This is a genomic window from Ruegeria sp. CDSA246 (assembly GCF_059611225.1).
The window spans coordinates 41760-62428 of record NZ_JBXWPD010000020.1; the positions used below are offsets into that span (position 1 = coordinate 41760).

Annotated in this window: 13 protein-coding genes and 1 pseudogene; 4 read left to right on the plus strand and 10 right to left on the minus strand. The window is 54.9% G+C overall.

Going from position 1 to position 20669, the window contains the following annotated elements; all coding sequences use genetic code 11:
• The first annotated feature begins 82 nt into the window (after positions 1–82).
• On the plus strand, positions 83–631 hold the full coding sequence (locus tag AC2FI9_RS20545; RefSeq protein WP_496770290.1) for a polysaccharide biosynthesis/export family protein: 549 nt from the start codon (positions 83–85) through the stop codon (positions 629–631).
• Between the two features lie 21 nt (positions 632–652).
• On the opposite strand, the gene AC2FI9_RS20550 is transcribed toward AC2FI9_RS20545, so the two are convergent.
• The 3 genes from AC2FI9_RS20550 to AC2FI9_RS20560 all read right to left on the minus strand — a co-directional run bounded on the left by AC2FI9_RS20550 (position 653) and on the right by AC2FI9_RS20560 (position 4253).
• Positions 653–1588: a glycosyltransferase family 2 protein gene (locus tag AC2FI9_RS20550; protein ID WP_496770292.1), complete on the minus strand. Its 936-nt coding sequence runs from the start codon at positions 1586–1588 to the stop codon at positions 653–655.
• A gap of 112 nt (positions 1589–1700) precedes the next feature.
• On the minus strand, positions 1701–2708 hold the full coding sequence (locus AC2FI9_RS20555) for a ParB/RepB/Spo0J family partition protein (RefSeq protein ID WP_496770295.1): 1008 nt from the start codon (positions 2706–2708) through the stop codon (positions 1701–1703).
• Between the two features lie 138 nt (positions 2709–2846).
• Positions 2847–4253, minus strand: a complete 1407-nt coding sequence (locus AC2FI9_RS20560; protein ID WP_496770301.1) for an AAA family ATPase — start codon at positions 4251–4253, stop codon at positions 2847–2849.
• Positions 4254–4685: 432 nt separating this feature from the next.
• On the opposite strand from AC2FI9_RS20560, the gene AC2FI9_RS20565 reads away from it, so the two are divergent.
• Together AC2FI9_RS20565 and AC2FI9_RS20570 are read left to right on the plus strand one after the other, a co-directional pair.
• The gene (locus AC2FI9_RS20565) at positions 4686–5699 is read left to right on the plus strand and encodes a replication initiator protein A (protein ID WP_496770306.1); all 1014 of its coding nucleotides are present in this window, start codon (positions 4686–4688) and stop codon (positions 5697–5699) included.
• A 323-nt stretch (positions 5700–6022) separates the two neighbouring features.
• Positions 6023–6586 (plus strand): VPLPA-CTERM sorting domain-containing protein, encoded by a 564-nt coding sequence (locus AC2FI9_RS20570; RefSeq protein WP_496770309.1) that lies wholly within the window; start codon positions 6023–6025, stop codon positions 6584–6586.
• A 260-nt stretch (positions 6587–6846) separates the two neighbouring features.
• Here the strand turns inward: AC2FI9_RS20570 and AC2FI9_RS20575 are convergent.
• Positions 6847–7041: pseudogene (locus tag AC2FI9_RS20575) on the minus strand (IS30 family transposase); the annotation flags it as partial.
• 129 nt (positions 7042–7170) lie between these two features.
• Positions 7171–9516, minus strand: coding sequence for a LamG-like jellyroll fold domain-containing protein (locus AC2FI9_RS20580; RefSeq protein WP_496770310.1), 2346 nt, complete (start codon positions 9514–9516; stop codon positions 7171–7173).
• Positions 9517–10061: 545 nt separating this feature from the next.
• Here AC2FI9_RS20580 and AC2FI9_RS20585 point away from each other — a divergent pair.
• On the plus strand, positions 10062–11024 hold the full coding sequence (locus tag AC2FI9_RS20585) for a sulfotransferase family protein (protein ID WP_496770312.1): 963 nt from the start codon (positions 10062–10064) through the stop codon (positions 11022–11024).
• Positions 11025–11034: 10 nt separating this feature from the next.
• On the opposite strand, the gene AC2FI9_RS20590 is transcribed toward AC2FI9_RS20585, so the two are convergent.
• The 5 genes from AC2FI9_RS20590 to AC2FI9_RS20610 all read right to left on the minus strand — a co-directional run.
• A complete protein-coding gene (locus tag AC2FI9_RS20590) occupies positions 11035–12192 on the minus strand; it encodes a class I SAM-dependent methyltransferase (RefSeq protein ID WP_496770315.1) in 1158 nt (385 codons plus the stop codon).
• Between the two features lie 2 nt (positions 12193–12194).
• Complete coding sequence (locus AC2FI9_RS20595; RefSeq protein ID WP_496770318.1) at positions 12195–13370, minus strand: class I SAM-dependent methyltransferase; 1176 nt, start codon at positions 13368–13370, stop codon at positions 12195–12197.
• Positions 13371–13387: 17 nt separating this feature from the next.
• Positions 13388–15712 carry an NAD-dependent epimerase/dehydratase family protein gene (locus AC2FI9_RS20600; protein ID WP_496770321.1) on the minus strand — a complete coding sequence of 775 codons (2325 nt, stop codon included), beginning with the start codon at positions 15710–15712 and terminating at the stop codon, positions 13388–13390.
• A 2-nt stretch (positions 15713–15714) separates the two neighbouring features.
• Positions 15715–16491, minus strand: a complete 777-nt coding sequence (gene rfbF, locus AC2FI9_RS20605) for a glucose-1-phosphate cytidylyltransferase (protein ID WP_496770325.1) — start codon at positions 16489–16491, stop codon at positions 15715–15717.
• Between the two features lie 159 nt (positions 16492–16650).
• A partial coding sequence (locus tag AC2FI9_RS20610) for an FG-GAP-like repeat-containing protein (RefSeq protein ID WP_496770327.1) occupies positions 16651–20669 on the minus strand: 4019 nt, incomplete at its 5' end.

Consider the following 20669-nt stretch of genomic DNA (forward strand, 5'->3'; position numbering starts at 1 on the left):
GATACACGCTAACCTGCTCTCTCAACTTAAGCATTTATGAGGACCAGCTATGTTCAGGGTTCTGTTCGGATTTTTTACCATAATGCTCCTTGCAGTCTCAGCGCAGGCGCAAAGCAATTACCGGATCAAATCGGGCGATTCGCTCAATATTGAAGTGCTGGAAGACACCAGCCTCAACCGCAACACGCTGGTCTTGCCCGACGGATCGATCAGCTTTCCGCTTGCAGGCAGTATTTCCGCCGGCGGACGTACTGTCGATCAGGTTAAAACTGATCTGACAAGTGCACTGGCATCCAATTTTGCCGCTCCTCCGACCGTATTCGTCTCGGTTGGTGCCGTTGCTGTACCACCGCCTGCAGCCGCCGCCATCCCGGCCACAAAGGAAGTCTACGTCACAGGCGAGATCGCCAATCCGGGAAAACTGCAAGCTACCCCCAGCACCACAATTCTGCATGCAATCGCCCAGGCTGGCGGGCTGACCCGTTTCGCAGCGGACAAACGTATCCAGCTGCGCCGGGGTGATCAGGTCTTTTTGTACAATTATCGCACAAATGGCGGCGGCATCTCGGGCAGCACGGTTCTGGCCCCGGGCGACGTGATAGTTGTACCGCAGCGCAAGTTATTCGAGTAACACCAAATCACAATAGAGCCACTACCCCGAAAATCCGCGACGCCATTCCTGGCGGCGCTTCCATATTTCGGACCACACCTGCGCATTGTCTCCACCCGGACGCAGCACGGAGAAAGCCAACCGCCGGGTCAGAGGCCAGAACCCAAACAGCACCTTCGCTAGTGGTCTTTGCCAACCGGGAATATGGCGGTTTATCAGTTCGTTCTTGGCCTGCAAAAGACGCACCATCTTGTCGCTACGGACCTTCTCGGAAGCTCCGCCATAGTGCACAATCACAGCATCAGGGGTCATGCGCGGTGCGGCCCCGAGGGTTTGGGTCGCCCGCAGACATAGATCGGCCTCTTCGCCGTACATGAAAAATGTCAGATCAAACCCACCCAGCGACTGCCAGTCTTCCCGCCGGATCAACAGAAAGCAGCCCGTAACGATATCCACCTGGCGTTCGGCGCCACGGTCCCACCCGCCATAGGCCTCGGAGTTAAAAACCGGACTGTTCGGGAAAATACCGGTCAGCCCGAAGGTACGGCAAGAGATATTCCACAGGTTCATCCGGCGCCAACAGGAGGTGGGGTTGAGGCTGCGGTTGCCGTATAGCGTACGCCCGCCCCAAACGCGGGCGTCAGGCCGGGTCTGGGCAAAGGCGACCAGTTTGTCTATGGCCGCGTCCAGAACCACGGTATCCGGATTGAGCAGCAGGATATATTCCCCTAGGGCCCGCTCGGCGGCGATATTATTGGCCTTGGCAAAACCATGATTTTCCCCCTCAGCCAGAAGAGTGATATTGGGAAACTCGCGGGCGATCGCCTCAGCGGACCCATCGGTTGAAGTGTTGTCCACCACGAGCAGTTCATAAGACAATCGGGTTTCAGCCTGAACCGAACGCAGACACTCCAGCGTCATTTCGCAGGTGTTGTAGCTGATAACTATAATGGAAACTTTGGGCACAGGTGCTGACACGAAACTCTTCCACAAACTAAAACTTAAAACGGATCATACATTCTCAGAGTTATGGCCAGCCCTACGATACAACGCAAGCTCCTGAACCGTGATGTTTCGCGCGCGAAACACTTCAGAGCTGATCGGCCAGCCACGCTTTCAGCCGTGTGTGCAGATCATCGGTCATCCCAGTCAGTATCAGGGATTTACCATTGGTAGAACGGGTCAGAGTGACGGATCCAATAGTTTCACCTGGACAGGCTGGCATATTAGAACCCTTGTATAGAGCCTGTTTCTTTGCCTGAGACAGCCGATTCAGCAGCGCTGCCTCGCCCTCAACTGTATCCGGCTGCGCCCTGCCCAGTTCCCGGGCAATACGGGGCCCCAGAGCAGGATCTTCCTTCAATGCCTTCGACAGGCTCAGTCCGAGCCTTTCCGGGATTGCCGCAGCAAAACGCAGATGGTCGTCCAATGCGTGATAGATGACAATGAAGGATCCGATCTTGGATCGTTTCGCCCGGCTGACGGAGGTGAACAAGCCGCGCAGGGCGGCACCCTCATTAGTATAGACCCCCTGCTCGGCCGCGCGGGCCGCAATCCGGGCCCGTTCATAATAGGACAGCCCGACGCGGATTTCGTTTTCCTCGACCATCGCCAGATAGGCATCCGAGGCGCTCTCAGGCCGTCTGAGAAGGGTTTGTACAGTGGCAAAGCGCTCTTCTCCTGTTTCCGAATAAAGGGCCTTCAACGCGGTTAGGCGGCGCCAACCGGAAATCAGGCCGAACCGCCCCTCAGCCAGTTTCACCACTTCGATCGGAGTCTGCTGGCCACGCGCACGCAGGCTTTCGACCAGAGCAGCCATCTCATCCCCGTCCACCAGAATGCGGTCACGTACCAGATGGGTTTCCTCAATTGCGTCCAGAGGCACCTGCTGCACCAATCGGCCCTCCGCACGGGCGGAGCGAATTTCGGTGCTCAGATCATCCACCGCAGCCTGTAAGGCCGTATCTCCAGCGACCTGCGCAATCGGTGGAGCCGATTGAACCGTTGGAAACATGGAATTTGTCTCGGGTGCTGCGCCCGTGGCACCAGCAGGCAGAAAATCGGTACGAGCCGGGGTTAGCCGTTTGCGTTTTGCCATCTCAGGTTTCTCCTTGTCCGGCTGTCATAGACTCTGTTGCGCGCCGTTCGGTTACCACTGCGTGCGGTCTTCCGAGCGACCCAGACGGAAGACAGACATGTTTCGCGTGCGAAACATTACACGGGCAGGGCAGGGGTCTCATGGCGCGGGTTCCGGCTGCTGTTCGGCCTGCGAGGCCAGTTCCTCGCGCCGCCAGACGCCCACAACCAGCCGTTTGAAGGCCGCATAGGTTTCGTCAAAGGTCTCGCGCCCCCGTGCATAGGTTTCACGATTGAAATCCCGGTAGTCGGCCTCATAGATACCGTTCACCTGCTCACCCGCCTGACCGATCAGCGCCGTGAATTCCTGCCGGTGGGGCGACAGAGCGCTACCCAGATACGATTGCATCAGCCCCGCCAGTTCGGCCTGCTGAGTGCCGTCATACCGGGTGATCACCGTACGCACCGCATCCCATTCAAAGGCCATCTCTTCGCGCCCCAATGCACGCGCGGCCATGTTTTCCCCTTCTTCGATTGACTGAAAGGTGGAATGCAGCATGTCGAAGAACCTACCCGTGGAATCAAATTCCAGAAACGAGGCACCCATGGGCACCAGCAGAATATCCGCCGCCGACAAGCCATTGATCGTCAGATACCCAAGCGCGGGCGGGGTATCGATGAAGATCAGGTCATAGTCGTTAAGGATGCCATCCGCCTCAAGCGTCTCGGTCAAGGCGTCCCACAGTTTCCAGCCGCGCGCCTGCATCCGCCAGACAGGGATCTGGAATTCGGCCCAGTACAGGTTCAGCTGCGCTCCGATCAAGTCGATATTGGGCCAGTGGGTTTTCTGGATCAGACCATCGGCACGGGTTTCCAATGCTTCCATCAGCGTGTCGTCGATGGGGTGGGGGGCTTCTCCGCGATCCAGCCGGCCCTGGTTTTCCCGCCGCAGATATCCGGCGTAATGGCGGGCTAGCAGGGGGAATACTGTTTGCCATTCATCCGTGACCTTGCCGCCAAAGATCGATGTCATCGAGCCCTGACTATCCAGGTCGATCACAAGCACCTTGTAACCGTCCAGCGCCGCCGACATGGCCAGATGGGCACAGGTCGACGTCTTGCCCACGCCGCCTTTGAAATTGGCGACCGAAACCAGCTTGGCCGGCACCCCCTCGGGTCGATATGGGCGGTACTCCTTCGCCTTAGATCCTTCCGATGCGAAATGCGTTCTCAGCTGCAACACCTCGTCCAGCGTAAACCACTTGGCGCCGCCTTCGGTTTCGGATCGGCCCTGCGGCAAACCCGGGTTGGCGCGTAGCACCCGCCGGAAGTGGGGGGCCGCAACCGGGATCAGATAGCGGGTGATTTCCCAGGTTGAAAACAGACGAAGCTGCCGCGCTTCGCCATCCTCCAAGCCCCGACTGGACAGGTCTTCGCGACCAAGTGCGCAAGCACTGGCGATTGCGGCAAAACCCGCTGTTGTAGAAGGTTCGCCCAATTCGGAAAGTGCTGTATCCGGATCAATATTGAAATAAGGCGGAAGCCTGTCTTTCGATGATGTGGCCATGTTGTTTCTGCTCGATGTGCCGTGTTTTTCTCAGTGTATCATAAAACACAGCATACGGAAGAGCTTTGAATACTCAGATACAATTTTATAAGAAAATCAATGGCCTGTGATCATCTCAATCGGGGCTTCAGAATGTCTGCTCAAATTTTTTTTTAGTTAGAATATGGTTATATATTAGTTACGGTTTTCGATCCTGTCACTTAAAGCTTTGAAAACCAACAATTCTGAGAGCTTTTTCGGGGGCTTGGTGAATCTGATCCCACGATAATGCGATTCTGATCCCACGTTGGACCGACTCTGATCCCACGATCTGATGCTTTACCCGACCTGTGGATAACTCTAGGGTGAGCGTCAATAAAACCACGATAAAAGATTCGGGCAGGTCAGGGGCAGAAATATGGGCTGGAGCGCTTCAGTTCTGATTGATTTTTCATGAGCAGCGATGCAACTGCCGGGGCAGGGGGGCTGCTGCCGGACCGGTATCCAACAGCTGATTTCTTCGTCTGCGATATTTTCGATGCGCTGCCCAAGACCGACATGGGATCGATGGAACATCCGATGTTCTCGCTGTCGACCCGGCCTGACCGCCGCATCCTGAACTATGAACATAACGGGGTGGAAATCACCGTCACGCCTTCGGTGCGGGGGTTGGCGACGATCCATGACAAGGACATCCTGATCTTTTGTATTAGCCAGCTGATGGCTGCGATCAACGCCGGGAAACAGGTCAGCCGGGTGCTGCATCTGAAGGCGCATGATCTGCTGGTGGCCACCAACCGCGAAACGTCGGGGGATGGCTACAAACGGCTGCGCGAGGCGTTCGAGCGTCTGGCCGGCACCCGCATCACCACCAACATGGTCACCGGCGGCGTCGAGACGACCACGGGCTTCGGCCTGATCGAAAGTTGGGAGATCGTGCGCCACACACGGGCAGGGCGGATGGTCAGCGTCTCGGTCAAACTGTCGGACTGGTTGTTCCGGGCGGTGCTGGCGAAATCAGTACTGACGCTGAGCCGGGACTATTTTCGCCTGCGCAAACCGCTGGAGCGGCGCATCTATGAGCTGGCCCGCAAGCATTGCGGTCGTCAGCCCGACTGGCGGGTCTCAGTCGAGACGCTGCTCAAAAAATCAGGGTCGGCTTCTCCGCGCCGGGTGTTCCGCAAGATGCTGCGCGACATGATCGCCGCCGATCATCTGCCGGATTACGTGTTGACCGAAGAGCCGGGCGACATCATCCGCGTGTCGCGTCGCGCTGTGGTAATCGAGACAGGCGACGGCCTGCCCCTGAAACCCGAAACCCTTGAAGCCGCGCGCGCTTTGGCGCCTGGCTGGGATGTCTACGCGCTGGAGGCCGAATGGCAGGGATTTTGGGCCAGCTCCGGTCGCAAGGCGCTGCGCAGCCCGGACAAGGCGTTTCTAGGCTGGATCAAAAAGCGGGTGGGGTAGACAACAAGTAGGTGGGCTTTACGCAACATTTGTATCCCCACGATTGAGAATCGGGTGCTCCGAAACCCTCTCTCAAATGTGAACAATGGCACATTTCTCCTTAAATTGTTCACAAACCTTTAAAAAGAGCAGTCATAACATCTTAATGAATCCTTAATCTTATAGGTAAGCCTCTCTGAAATGAGGTTATTGTGTGTCGATGGGCAACCTTTCACTTTTTGGAATGTGTTATTTCTGCTAAGATGAATGAAAGGAATTTAACGTTTTAAATGTTGCTAGGGGTTAAAATGCACCGAATTCTCGCGATAGCTTTCGTCATACTGATGATGGCCATGGGCGCGCATGCCGCCACTATCAACCTCATGAACGGTGGTGATCTTCACATTTCGGGTGCCAAAGGCACATTCAACGTGGACGGTGTTTCGGGCACAGTCACAGCGGGTTCACTTGCCCACAACCCCAGAATTTCTCAGTTCCGTAATGGTATTGGAGTGCGCACGAAATGGGATGACACATCCACTCTGGATGGCCTGTTTGATGAATGGCTGACATTCGCCTTTAACAAGGCGGTGCGTTTTGTTTCGGTGACCTTCTCACATGTTGATGACAAAGACGACTGGGATATTTATGTGGGTCACACGATCGCCGCTGATGAGAATACCCAAAATTCATTCCATTTCGGTGGCGTGATTGCGAGGGCCTTTACCGTTCTGGCGGATGGACATACATGCAAATACCATATCTTCTGCGTATCGGACGATAACTTCATCATCAAGAGCGTTGAGGTTGCCCCCGCTCCCGTACCGCTCCCAGCAACCGGTCTTCTGCTGATTGGTGGCTTGGCGGGTCTCGGCTTTATGCGTCGGCGTAAGCAGCAAGCAGCCTGATTGCCCAAAACTTAAGTTTCGAGTGGCGGCAAACTTGCCGCCGTTCTTTTTTGTGGTCGGAATTATGTTCCGAGGCCTCATTTGGATATGTGGGAAAATCGACAGCCTTAGCTATTATTTCTAAAATGCAGAGTTGCAAAAATACAAATTTGTAACGCAGTCACCTTATCCTGCCATGCCGCGATTTTTTAGGTGCTCAGTCGGCCCTACACACCACACAGATTTCTCTGGCATACGTGACAGGCTTGGGGTGTCACAAATATCTGCGTGTGGTTGTGCCGCTGGTTTTTGCGCGGTCTGCGGCTTTCGGGGAGATACCGGTCGAACTGCTCGTCACGGCCATCCTTGATATAGGCAAAACGGTAGATTGTCTCATGGGATACACGGATCGGATGACGTTCCAAGCGTATACGCTCCGTGATCTGTTCCGGAGACCAGCCAGCTTTGCGGCTACAACTTTGCATCCGGTAAGATTTATTATGTTAATAGTAAAGGTTTTTTTGCACATGCTGCTCAAAACTAAATCGGGCCGGAAACCCTGTGATTTCCGGCCCGATTTAAGATCAGTTCCTACCGCATCTCTTTTACACGATCAGGTCAATATCCTGTGGTGTGTATACTTCGTCGAAGATCGCAACATCAGAGATTGTACCGTCAAAAGCATATCCCACGGCATCATCGCCAGTGTCACTAGCCCAGCCAAGACCGCCAACCTGCAGATATTCAGCATTATCGGTCCAGTCCATATTCAGGACTTCGGTTCCGAGTAGTTCACCATCCAAGTACACGCCAACCTCGCCCTGTTGGAAATAGGCGGTGACTTCGTACTCTTGGTTGGCTTTGATGTTATCAACCTTGAATAGGGCATCATTTTCGCCATCCTGGAAACGGACATATAGGGTCCCCTTATGTATCCAGGCCGAGAAATGATCGCCACCACCTTGGTAGCCTGACGCGTCCTTCGACATCAGGCCCTGGCGGGCGTTGACGCTGTCGGCATTAAAGCTGAAGGAAATGGTACCTTCGCTGAGTTCGAAAGCCGACTTATGCGCTTCATTGACGATATCTTTGGTGAAACCGAAAAATTCGCTATCACCCTCCATGCTGAAGACAGAGTTTGGATAAACAGGCGGTTCGTCCACGACCGGTGAGTCCTGATCACTACCAGGTGAAGTTCCCTCTCCGGCCATGATTGCCCCCATCTCGTCCGGGGTTTTCAGTCCTTCTACAAGTACAACATCTGAAATGGTGCCATCAAAAGTGTGCTTGAACCCGTCTTCGCCTGATTGGGAAGCCCAACCAATGCCGCCAATCTGCAGGTATTCCGTATTCTGCGACCAGTCCATATCCGTAGAGACTGTTCCGGCAATAGAACCGTTCAACCAAACGGTTGCTCCGCCTTCGCCAACTGCCACCTGCACATCATAATCAGTGTCGGCTTTGATACCTTTGACTCGGATCGTTTCAGTGTTCTCACCATCCTGGAAACGGATGTAGAGACTGCCTTGCTTGATATAGCTGGTAAAATGATGGCCGTCGCCAGAAGCATCCTTGGAGACCAGCCCCTTCGTGCCCGAGACCGTATCGGCATTGAACGAGAAGGCGAGTGTTCCGGAAGATACTTCCAGATCTTTGGAATGTGCGGCTTCCAACACATCACCAGATCCGGCAATTTCGCGCTCGCCCATCATCGCAAATATGGTGCCCTGTGTCGGGGTGACGACGGACCCTTGGTCAGTGTTTCCGCTATCCGGTTCCGGCGTTGGTTCTGGTTCCGGCGTTGGTTCTGGTTCCGGCGTCGGCTCTGGTTCCGGGGTTGGTTCTGGTGTGGGCTGACTTCCGGTATTGTCACCCTCTGTTCCGTTGAGCAGTTCCATGAGGCGGTCATAAGCACCATAGCTTTCCGCTAGGCTACCTTCGACGGGCTGCAGGTCTTCAATCGTGATGCCCTTGCCGTCCAGCAGGCCAACGAACAAATCCGAATAGTAAAACTCGTCACTCGGATCGAGGTGTTGCATAACAATGTTATCGCCGCTGAGTTCGCCGTTCTTTTTGGAGTGGATATTATACTCCACAGTTGAACCCGAGGGGGCAGCGATCCGGGTGACCGGGCCGGTCGTGCTGAGTGCATTGATTAGTGTGTTGTGGGAGATCGTGATTGTGCTGCCATCACCATCATTGATGTAAATACCATTTCCCATCTGGGTATAGATGATATTCTGCTCGATATTCAGGTTGTTATGGCCGCCTTTGCCGCCAAAGAAGATGCCCTGCATATCAAATCGGTTTTGAAGGAGCAGGACGTTACCCGAAATGTCCAGATTACTGGACGGGTTGCCCTGAAACTGCATGAAGTCGGCATGGGCATCGTCGGAGGGATAGAAATGAGTCGGCCCGATGTTATTCTGGATCACGCCGCCGTCGACTCCGCTGAATTTAAACGCGTCTGCGCCGATATAGTTTACGTTGTTTTCGGTCAGCGTCAGGTTGGTGACTGCAAAGTTAGCGACACCGTTCAGAACGTGATGAATGTCGTTGCCTGAGATCGTGATCGTATCACTGTTGTCGTGAGAATAGATACCAAAAGTCGGACCTTCGATCGGATACGGTTGGTCGGTGGGGCCGTGGATCTCAGAGTTAATGATAGCGATGTGATCACTGGCGGAAATCTCAATAGCAGATTGAGCCATTGGTGACGAAACTGTTACACCATCAAGGCGTATGTAGCTTGACCCAAAAAAATCGACAGAATCAAATTCTGCCCCCATATTGCCGTCTGCGGATTTGATGGTCACATAGTCATCGAATTTCAGACCATCTAACTTTATTGATCCGTAATCACCGGATTTCAGCAGGATTGTGTCGCCACCCGACGCTTTGGAGAGTGCCGAGAGCAATTCTGCCTGGCTTGATACGTAGATTTCTGACATGGTAGTTTCTCGTCTTCCTGATTGAAGCTGCCATCCCCGAGCGAGGGTTCCTGCGCGTGAGTGGGCGCTTGTGGAAATTCCCCCGCAGCTTTCAGGCTGCATTTGTTATGCACATTTGGTTCAGTCACACAGAAACACGCCCATAAACACGTCATGCTGACGGGCAAAATACTCACTAAGTTGGCAAGATGATCGAAGTGCCGACCCACCTGTCAGGTCGACTTCTGTCCTTCTGATACTACTCACCCCCAATGCTTACTTGGTCGCATAGCAATAGGACAAAACTGGGGCAATTCTTGTCCGTTTTGATGTAACAATTTAGGCGGCGAGTTGCTCAGAGCATGTGAGATTGGAAGAAGTTTTCCGCCGGTAGCCACACTTCACGGCGAAGTTGACCTTAGGGAATGCCAATAAGTAAAAAACCCTTAAAGTCGGATAGTGAAAATTCATACATGTTAGAAAAGGGGGCCGTATGGTATCTATACGAAAGAATTTTTTGGGTGGCCCTTTTTTTGAGGCCTATCTGGATGTGAGTTATTGTTTCCATGTTTCGTGATCCAAAAGTACCAAATCTCTTTGTAACCGGAGTTCCCAAAGCTGGAACCACTTCGTTGCTGCGTTGGTTGGGCGACCATCCACAAATCGGACGAAGCACAGAAAATGAACTACGCTTCCTAATGGATTCGGACGATCCACTGTGCCGTCCGGACGGCTATTTAGCGAAAGGGTTGGCTGGGTATGCCCGTTTTTATCGCCGGGATTTAAGTCAGGATCGCACCAAATATCTACTCGATGTTTCGCCACAATATTACTATCAAAAAACCGCACAATCGGTCATTGGCAGCATTCCGGACAGCCGGGTCATCTTCATTCTGAGAAAGCCATCGGCTCGAATCTATTCTCTCTATAACTATGCCAAGAACAACAAGGTGGCGCTCGATTCGGATATGGGGTTTGCCGACTTCGTGCATGAAATTAGACGCGCCGAAAAATCGACGGTTCTGCGCCATCGGCCAATGTTGCAGCATGCGATCGATCACAGCAAGTATGCACCCTACATTCAAAAATGGCAGGGCATAGTTGGACCGGAGCGCCTGAACGTGTATCTGTTCGAGGATCTCGTGGCAGATGCTCCTGGCATGTTGCGCAACATTGCGCAGCAGCTTGGATTGGATGAATCCTTCTATGACAGTTACGGTTTTCCGGTACAAAATGAGAGCATCACTTTGAGGAATCGCGGGTTGCACAAGCTTTTGCACCGTTCCCGAAAAAAACTGCCGCGCTGGATTCGCAGATCACTTAAGCCGGCGTACCTCTACTTCAACACCCGCAAACCGGGTCGTACTAAATCGGATACCGAACGGGATCTCCTGGCGCAGCTGGATATCGAATTTCAAGAATCAGAATTGGATCTTGCCAAAACATTGGGGCGGACAGTGCCCCTCTGGCCGCATACCCGGCAAAATGCAGAAGATCGGCTCAATCTTCCTGTAACACAGGAAAGCTGATTAAGACTCGCTATCTCGCGATGACAGAGAATTCCGGGTTCAGACCCATGCCGCGCACCTGTTCGGTGATTTCGGTCTCATAAAGCGCGTTTGAGATCAGGACCAGATCGGGACTGATACCCGGCAAGGCCTCGGGGGCGATAACCGGCAGGGCCACACCGGGGGCCACCAGCCCGTGTTTGCGGGTGTTCAGATCAATCAGCGCTGCTAGCGGACGGGCCGCATCGCTCAGAGCGTTGGCAAAAGTGATACCTTTGGACCCCGCCCCCCAGATGACCACATTGCCGTCAAAGCCCGATAGCCGGCCACGCCAACGATCCAGTTCTGCTGTGGCAGCCCGGCCAAAGGCATGGGCGGCGCGTGCGATCTCGGCGGCTCCGGCGTCCAGATAATCCGGTTCACGGGTGGCAGGCCGTGCTTCGACCATCAGGAACTGGTCGCCGTATCCGGCACTGACCGAGATCGGCTCAAACCCGGTGCGGCGGAACAGGGTGGTTATGGCAGGGGCGCTCCAGTACCCGACATGTTCATAGATCACATCCCACATGGACACCGCATCCAGCATCCAGCCGGCATTGGGCACTTCGAAATAGACCGGCACGTCGCGGCCCCCGATGGCACGGCGGATATCGCTTAGCAGTGGAACGGGTTCATCGACATGTTCCAGCACGTGGCGACAGAGAATGGCGTCGAACGGACGGTCCAGTTGATCCGAGCGAAAGTATTCCCCCACGATCTCGACATTGTCGCGAGCGGTAAAGGGCGTCTCCTGTCCTTCCATCGACGGATCAAAACCGGTGGCGGTGGCCACGCCGTTCTGGGCCATCAGGTCAAGGATATGCCCGTCGCCGCAACCGATCTCGACTACATGTTTGCCCTTCAGATCATGGCGGGCCACCAGCCCGGCGACCAAATCTTCGGCAAAAGCCTGAAACTTGGGCGAGAAATGCAGGGCGTTTTCGTATCCCGGAGCATAGACCATGCGCGCGGGGTCAAAGGCACCGTTCCAGATGAACCCGCAATCTGGGCACAGTTTCAGATCCACCATGCCGGCCGGGGCCGCGCGGGCGGCGGCGGTATCTGGCCAGAGCTGGTTACAGATCACCGGAACATGGTCCAATCGGAAGATATCCTGCGCCTTGTTTGCGGCGCATACGGGGCAGGTCATGCTCATACCGCGACAAGCTCCGGTTTCAGGCCCATATTGGCCAGTTGTGCCTCAATCTCGGGCAGGTAGATCGGGTTCATCACAATCACCGTGTCAGGCGGGGCGTCCTTCAGGCTTTCGGGACCACTAACCAAGTGCCCGGTACCTGGCAGGTACTTGCCCTGTTTGAACGGGTTGATGTCGATGACCTGTGCCACTTCGCCCCCTAGATCATTGGTGGTCAGGAAGGACACGCCCTTGGACCCACCACCCCAGATTGCCACCCGTTTGCCCGCACCGTGGCGGGAGCGGACGAAATTGGTCCAGTAGGTGCGGATCTCGGCCACCTTTTGTGGGAAGACGGCGGCCAGTGCCCGCACCGCACCCAGATCATCCTCTTGCTGCAGCGCCGGACGACCGGCCGTCGGTTCGGCATATTGAATGATGTATTGATCATCATAGGCCAGATACAGCTTTGTCACATCGAACCCAGCGCGCCGGAACAGCCGGGCATGGCTGCCCTGAGTGAAGTATGAACAATGCTCGAAATAGATATCCCAGAACGCGCCTTCGGCCAGCACCCTGTACACATCCGGGGTCTCGAAAAAGACGCCCACATCGGGCCGTCCGTCGATCACCTGCGCGATCTCATGCATGAACCGGCCCACTTCAGGGATATGCTCCAGCGTGTGACGGCAGGCAACGAAATCAGGGGTCTTGGTAATGGTGGCGGGGTCGAAATATTCGCGCTGAAATGTGATCTCGTGCCCATCCGCGCCGGGCAGGCGCTCGGGGATGAAACCGGGATCGACACCCAGCCCAATCGTACCGGTCTGGTCCGCCAGTTCCTGCAGGAACTCGCCCTTGCCACAACCAATCTCCAGCGTCCGCTTACCCTTAAGATCGTAAAGCGAGGCGACCTCGGCCGCCAGATCACGGGCAAACCGGTTGAACGTGCCGGAAAAATGCTGGCTTTCTTCGGTGGTCGAGGCGTAATCCACCTTGGACAGATCAAAAACCGAATTGAAGACAAAGCCGCAATCGCCACAGAATTTCAGCACCAGCGGGTGGCGGGGGAAGTTGCGCGCCTCGTCTTCGGTGTCCAATAGAATGCAGCTTTGCACCGGGATGGCATCCAGCCGGTAAATTTCTGACAGGGACTGCCCGGCACAAGCCGGGCAACAGGTCAGTTCACTCATAGATGTACCCTCCGCCGTCAGGATTCGACAATTTCCAGTTCGGGGATCGGTACGACAAACTTGCCGCCCGCCTGCAAAAAAGCCTGCTGCTGGCGGATGATCTCGTCCCGGAAATTCCACGGCAGGATCATCACATAGTCAGGCTTGTCCGCCATCAGCCTCTCCGGCTCATCAATGCGGATGCGCACGCCGGGCATGTATTTGCCCTGCTTGTGGATGTTCTTATCCACCGCATATTCGATGGCCCGATCGTTGAGCTGCAAAAAGTTCAGCATGATCGTGCCCTTGGCTGCCGCACCATAGGCCGCGATGCGTTTGCCGTCCGCTTTCAGATTGCCCACCAGCTTGCGGGCCTGATCACGGAAGGCGCGGACACGAGCGCCGAAGCTTTTGTAATAGTCGAAGCGGTCCAGCCCCAGGTCATGTTCTTCGGCCAGAATGTCGGTTACAGCCTGCGTGGGCGCTGCGGTTTTGCCAAAGAACAACCGCAGAGATCCACCGTGAATTGCCACCCGGCGCACATCGTTCAGATACAGACCGTGCCGTTCAAACAGGGTCTTGGCCGAACCTACCGAGAAATAGCACAGATGCTCGTGGTAGATCGTGTCGAACTCGATGAAATCGATCATGTCACGAACATAAGGGAACTCGACCACAACCTGCCCGTCATCGGCCAGCAGTTCGGCCATGCCCGCCACCAGATCATTCTGATCGGCCACATGGGCCACCACATTATTGGCGATGATGACATCGGCGCGCTTGCCTTGTGCACGCAGCTCACCAGCAACGCGGGTGCCAAAGAAATCGATCACCGTATCGATGCCCTTTTCACGCGCTGCCGTAGCAGGTTGCGAGGCCGGGTCTATGCCCAGAACCTGAATCCCTTCGCCCTTGAAGTTCTGCAGCATATAGCCGTCATTCGACGCGATCTCGACCACCAGGTTATCCGACCCAAGCTTGCGTTTCTCGATCAATTCCAGCGCGTTTGCGCGGGAATGTTTCAGCAGATCTTCGGAATAGGACGAGAAATAGACATAGTCGTCGCCGAACATTTCCTCGGCCGGACGGGTCTCCAGCAGCTGCACCAGCGTGCATTCAGGGCAATATCCCAGCCGTAGTGGCACCAGAGACTCTTTATGGGCCAAACCGCTTTCCTCCAGAAGGCCGTCAGACCGCGGCATCAGGCCGAGATCGAGAATGGGCTGCAGTCCTTTGTGACCGCAGGATATGCAACAGACCTTCGCACTGTCGGTCACGAAATCCGAAGGTTCGGCCTCTTGTGTGTTTTCAGGGGTGCGCGCGGACAGGCCATTCTCGGTATGTTTCAGGGTGACGTCGATGATGTCATCGGCGATCAGTTTCTTGATATGACCGATCCGCTGGTACCGGGGGCCTTCGAACTCTTCCAGCGTCAGTTCCTGCGCCAGATAGGATTCATACAGCGACTGCGCCCCCTTGCGGGCGTCCCATTGCGGTTTGAAATGCGGCATGATCCGTTGGATCTTGTCGCAGTTCACCCGGTAGGACCGTTTGTCGGGGCCAGCATCATCGGCAAAGGTCACTTCGCAACCCGGAACCACATCGGCGACGATCTCGGCCAGTTCGCGGATCTGGTAATTGTGCTCGGTCACGCCGACGTTGAACGCCTCGTTGCGGATTTTTTCGACGGGTGTGTCCAGCGTTGCCAGGAAAGCGCGGCTGATATCTTCGATATGGGTGATTGGCCGCCAGGGCGTGCCGTCGGATTTCATATGGATGTTGCCGGTGGTCACCGCCCAGGCGACGAGGTTGTTCAGCACCAGATCAAACCGGATGCGCGGGCTGACACCATAGGCCGTGGCCGAACGCAGGAAGGTCGGGCAGAACGTGTCATCCGCCATCTCGGCCAACGCCAGTTCGGACTTGACCTTGCTTTCGCCGTAAGGCGTCACCGGGTTGAACGCCCCGGTCTCATCGATGAAATCCGATCCCGACGCGCCATAGTTCGAGCAGGAGGACGAGAATACAAAGCGTGACACTCCAGCTGCCTTAGCAGCGCGGGCTACATTCATCGTGCCTTCGTAATTGATTTCATAGGTGGTTTCAGGGCGGAAATCGCCCAGCGGATCATTCGAAAGCGCCGCCAGATGCAGAACGGCATCAAAACCCAGTAGATCGGCCGCCTCGATGTCGCGGATGTCCTTCAGGATCGTCGGGACCTGTGGCATCTCTCCGCCCGGCGCGAAAGTGCAACGCTCGTACAGATCGCTGTCGATACCCGCAACCTCATGTCCGGCAGCCTCCAGCATGGGGGTTAGCACCACACCGATATACCCACGGTGACCAGTTACCAAAACACGCATAATTACTTCTCCCAAACCGCCCAGGGGCGCTCACCAGAATCCCATAGCTTTTGCAGATTGTGCTTGTCGCGCAGAGTGTCCATCGCTGCCCAGAACCCGTCGTGGCGATAGGCCATCAGCTGGCCGTCCTTGGCCAAATTCTCCAGCGGCGCATGTTCGAACATGACCATGTCGCCTTCGATATAGTCGAACACCTGCGGCTCAAGGATAAAAAAGGCACCGTTGATCCGGCCTTCGGCCGTTTGCGGTTTTTCCTCGAACGCAACAACCTGATCTCCCTCGAACCGCATATGCCCGTAGCGGGCGGGCGGGCGTACCGCAGTGATGGTCGCCAACTTACCGTGATGACGGTGAAAGGCCAGCAGCTTGTGCAGATCCACGTCCGACACGCCATCACCCCAGGTCAGCATGAAAGTCCCGTCACCCAAATAGGGTTGCAGCCGTTTGACCCGTCCACCGGTAAGGGTTTCATCGCCGGTTTCGATCAGATCGACGGTCCATGGTGCGTGATCCTGGTCGTGGCGGACCAACGGTTCCGGATGTCCCATGTTGACCGTGATATTACCCGCCAACGTTCCGTATTCCGCGAAATAACGCTTGATGTAATTGCCCATATACCCAAGGGCGACCGCAAAATCGTTATACCCGTAATGGGAATAGGTCATCATGATGTGCCAAAGGATGGGCATACCGCCAATCTCGACCATTGGCTTGGGCCTGATCGAGGTTTCTTCTGCCAGACGCGTTCCTTTGCCCCCAGCGAGAATTGCAACTTTCATGGAAATTCTCCGTTAACACAAATGTAATCGTAATCTTGCCAAAGAGACTCTGGCAAAGAAATAGGCCAATATTATGAAATGAAGCATTCCTCCGGAAACTGACAATATTTACTCGGTACCGTATCTCGATTGAGGTAATATGATGATTTGTTACATTCCTCAGACCAAAAGCGTATCCGCATAGATGAAATCATCACTGTTGAGATCCAGCCCGTAGACACTGTTCAGAAGGCCGACAAGCTCGTCAGCTTCGCCATTTTCACCAATTCGCCAGATCGCGGTGCCCGGTGATAGACCCGGCGCATCCGTACTGAGTATGTAGTCTGCGGCAGATCCGGACAGCTGCACCTGGTCGGTGCCCGAGGCAAAATCGTAGACAAAGCCGTAATCGTCTTCGCCCGCATCAGCCCCGACCCCGTCATCGTAATAGGTGCCGTTCGCGTCTCCGAAGACAAAGACATCCGCGCCGCCAGCGCCGACAAACACATCCACCTCGCCCAGGCCCGGCGTGGCGCTCCCGGTATCGACGGCGACCTGAACCTCAGCGCTGTCATCGCCCTGGATAATATCGCTGCCGGTGATCTCGGTGACCGTCAGATCGCCGAAAGTAACGTCATAGTAATGGGCGTTGAGGTAAAGCGACCCTGTGGCCGGTGCTTCGTCCAGGCTGAAAGTTTCAGTTGCCTGCAGTGTCCAGCCAGTTGGCTCAGCCGTTCCAACCTCCCAAATCTTAATACTGTAGATTCGGTCATAAATGCCGGTCTGTTCGACTCGGACCGTGAAATTGTAGGTCAACCCTTCCTGAAGGCTGAAACTCTCGAGCCCAAGGGTTTCGGAGAAGGAATGGTAGCTGAAGCTCGTCAGATCGTTGTCTTCCCAGAACAACAGGGCTCCGGGTTCCCAACCCGATTTTGGTTGGAAGTTGCTAACAGGCTCGTCTGTATGCCCATTCCACAACAGGCCGAAGGCGAGGCCGCCGCCATCGCGCCCCCTTGGGTCGACATTTTCGAGATCATGCATCGTAACGGTGAGATTCAGTTCGTAATTGTCCCAGCCCTGATCACCAATGACCAAGACACGGTCATATCCAAGATCGACAGGGCGCACGCCAGTGCTGTCCCACGACCAAGTGCCGTCGATCACCTGAACCACATCCTGAAGATTAGTGACCGTTTCCCAGTCAATACTGTAATTGGGGTTCCAGACATTGTCGGATTCATATTTAACAGTCACGTCATAAGTTGCGGTAGATCCGTCTACGAAGTCGGCCGTAATGGTAATGAGATCGTCAGTTGCGGATCCATCGAGTTCGGCAAAAGCGAGGTCGATGTTAAAATCGCCCGGATCCTGCAAACGGCGGGTATCTGCGCCGACAGACAATACCCGATCCGCTCCGCCATTGAGCGAATAAGTCAGCCCCGTTACTTCTCCGACGACATTGCCCAGAATGTTGATCCACACCTGCCCTTCGCCAGGAGAACCGAAGGTCTGTTCTTGGCCATACCAGACATTGATCGGATTACCGACAGTCAGGTTGACGGTGGCATTGTCACTGCCACTGCCATCCGAGATGGTGTAAGTGAAACTATCCGAGCCAGAATACCCCGCGTTGGGCGTATAGGTCCAGGTGCCGTCACCGTTGTCAAACAGGGCACCGTTGGCTGGCTGCGTAAACGCTGTCAGGCTAAACGGGTCTCCTTCGGGGTCGCTGTCATTGGCCAGCAAATCCGCAGTGACATTAATCAACATAGCAGTGTCGACGGGGGTCACCAGACCGCTGTCATCCATTGCGTTCGGCGGTTGATTAATTGGGGTAAAGCTCTTGTCTTCATCCTCAATAATATCGGTCCAAGTCTGAAAATAATCCACTTGCGCAATAAAGCCAGTCGCATCGCCGGTATTGCCCGCGAATACGCCGGTTTTAGTCGCGTTCAGCGCATGAGAGAAATTGCCGGCTGTTGTCCAGGTCGATCCGTTGAGAGAATACTCCAGCGTCCAATCGTCTCCCGACCGCACTACGCGCAGATAAGGTGCAGTACCGGCAGGAATCTCGACCTTAAAGGCCACACTTGATGCGCCATTCACAGTGATGCCGGCAAAGGCATAGAACTTATTGCCATCAGAATAAGTATCAAAGCGCAGCCAGTTATCTGCGTCCTGTTCGACCAGCAATCCCTGAATTTGATATCTTTCCGTTGGCGTGGTCAGGAAGCGGGTCTCGATCTGGAAATCTACGTCCAGAACTGATTGGGTCGCGCGGGCGGAATTATTGACATGCCATGCATCATAGGCTCCGTCCGGTGTGACCAGAGCGAGGTAGGCGTCTGTAGCCGTTGTCCCAAAATTTGACGAAATTCCCGATGGGCCTTCGATGGTCCAGGCCGGATCAAGAACACCTGCGGCGAAATCGTCTGAGATCAACCCGTTTGCAGGTGGTGGAGTTGCGATATCCAGATCAATGCTAAACGTGGAGCTAGGTGCTATACCGTCACTCAGCTTCAAAACAATACTGTCGCTGCCTTCAACTGCGCTGATCTGATGATAAGCCACCCGATCTAGATTTATGTCTTCCTGCGTGAAGCTGTCACCGACACCAAGCGCCACACCGTCCAGGCGTAATTCACCCAGCTCGGGCAATGCATCCAACGTGTAGGTCAGTAGGGCCGCCGATTGCTCGGCATCGGTTGCTGATAAAAGGTTTGCATCAATGGCCAGACTGTTGCCAGGCGCCAGATCAACGGCCTGGAATTTTTCGTGGAATAAAATGGAAATGGTGCCATCCGTCTTGCTGGCTCCAAGGATATCCACCAACCCGTCACCGTTCACATCCGTCGGAACCGCGCCATAGGCGCCAATGGCATTGCCATCCGCAATCACAGTGGTGAAATTGCCATTACCGTCATTGAGATACAGCCGGATCGTGTTGTCATCGACACTGGCCGAGGTCACGTCGATATCCCCATCTCCGTCAATATCAGCGGCATCGACATAGCGTGCGGCCACTGCCTGCGTGGTGATCGTTGCCTTAGTGAACACCCCACCGTCATTACGGTACCAAGAAATGGTGTTATCGTTCTTGCTGGCGTTCAGGATATCCAGATCGCCATCCCCATCGATGTCAGCAGCCGTGGTGAAATAGGACCCGTCAGCCGTCGTGTCGATTACCCGCTTGGTGAAGTTTTCGCTGCCATCATTTTCATACCAAGCCACCGTATCGTCTTCGAAGCTGGCAGCGACAATATCTAAATCCCCGTCCCCATCAACATCAGCGGGTACCGAAGATTTCGCGGCCAGCGCTGCGGCATCGATGATATAAGTGGTGAAATTCTGGTTGCCGTCATTCTCGTGCCACGAAATGGTACTGGCCTCTTGCCCGGCGGTAACCAGATCAAGATCGCCATCCTCGTCGAAATCGACGGCAAAGATCGAATGCGCACCATCCTCGTTCAAGATCACGGTCTTGGTGAAGTTCCCTGTACCGTCATTGCGGTACCAGGCATAGACATCCTCGCGATAGCCGCCGACCAACACATCCATATGCCCGTCCTGGTCTAAGTCAGCCAGAGAGGCCGGATAAGATGATTCCAGTGCCGCGTCGATCACATGTTCGGTAAACCCGAAGGTCCCGTCATTCTCGAACCAAACAACGGAATCGTTCTGCTCGGAGGTAGCGACGATATCCAAGTCGCCGTCATGGTCGAAATCCGCGGCCAGTGCGATATGTGTCAAAGGCATTGCGGTGCTGACAATAGTTTTGGAAAACCGGCTGTCACCGGTGGTAATCAGAGGCGCAGTGTTTAAAGAACTCAGCGAAACCGTAGCAATATCGCTGGCTCCTGAGGGATCGGTCACCCGATATGTGAAACTATCATTGCCTAGGTGGCCGGGATCGGGGATGTAAGAAAAGCTGCCGTCAGGGTTGAGGGTTAGCGTGCCGTTTTCCGGGCCGGTCTCAAGCGTAGCCGTCAGAGCATCTCCGTCCGGATCGCTGTCATTGCGCAATACGCCGTCCAGCGCGGAAACCACAAGGCTTTCACCCTGATCAAACAGATAACTATCAGCTGTCGCATCTGGCGGGTCATTGTTCGGGGTGGTGTCGTTAACGGTGAGATTTACAGTTGCGGTGTCGGAGCCGGTGGCATCCGAGATTGTATAGGTAAAGCTGTCAATTCCGGTGA

What these genes read in the sequence shown, in the direction of transcription:
- AC2FI9_RS20555 (WP_496770295.1), bottom strand. Translation starts at nt 2,708, where the DNA reads ATGGCAAAACGCAAACGGCTAACCCCGGCTCGTACCGATTTTCTGCCT.
- AC2FI9_RS20565 (WP_496770306.1), top strand. Translation starts at nt 4,686, where the DNA reads ATGAGCAGCGATGCAACTGCCGGGGCAGGGGGGCTGCTGCCGGACCGG.
- AC2FI9_RS20585 (WP_496770312.1), top strand. Translation starts at nt 10,062, where the DNA reads ATGTTTCGTGATCCAAAAGTACCAAATCTCTTTGTAACCGGAGTTCCC.
- AC2FI9_RS20570 (WP_496770309.1), top strand. Translation starts at nt 6,023, where the DNA reads ATGATGGCCATGGGCGCGCATGCCGCCACTATCAACCTCATGAACGGT.
- AC2FI9_RS20600 (WP_496770321.1), bottom strand. Translation starts at nt 15,712, where the DNA reads ATGCGTGTTTTGGTAACTGGTCACCGTGGGTATATCGGTGTGGTGCTA.
- AC2FI9_RS20595 (WP_496770318.1), bottom strand. Translation starts at nt 13,370, where the DNA reads ATGAGTGAACTGACCTGTTGCCCGGCTTGTGCCGGGCAGTCCCTGTCA.
- AC2FI9_RS20560 (WP_496770301.1), bottom strand. Translation starts at nt 4,253, where the DNA reads ATGGCCACATCATCGAAAGACAGGCTTCCGCCTTATTTCAATATTGAT.
- AC2FI9_RS20590 (WP_496770315.1), bottom strand. Translation starts at nt 12,192, where the DNA reads ATGACCTGCCCCGTATGCGCCGCAAACAAGGCGCAGGATATCTTCCGA.
- rfbF (WP_496770325.1), bottom strand. Translation starts at nt 16,491, where the DNA reads ATGAAAGTTGCAATTCTCGCTGGGGGCAAAGGAACGCGTCTGGCAGAA.
- AC2FI9_RS20580 (WP_496770310.1), bottom strand. Translation starts at nt 9,516, where the DNA reads ATGTCAGAAATCTACGTATCAAGCCAGGCAGAATTGCTCTCGGCACTC.
- AC2FI9_RS20545 (WP_496770290.1), top strand. Translation starts at nt 83, where the DNA reads ATGCTCCTTGCAGTCTCAGCGCAGGCGCAAAGCAATTACCGGATCAAA.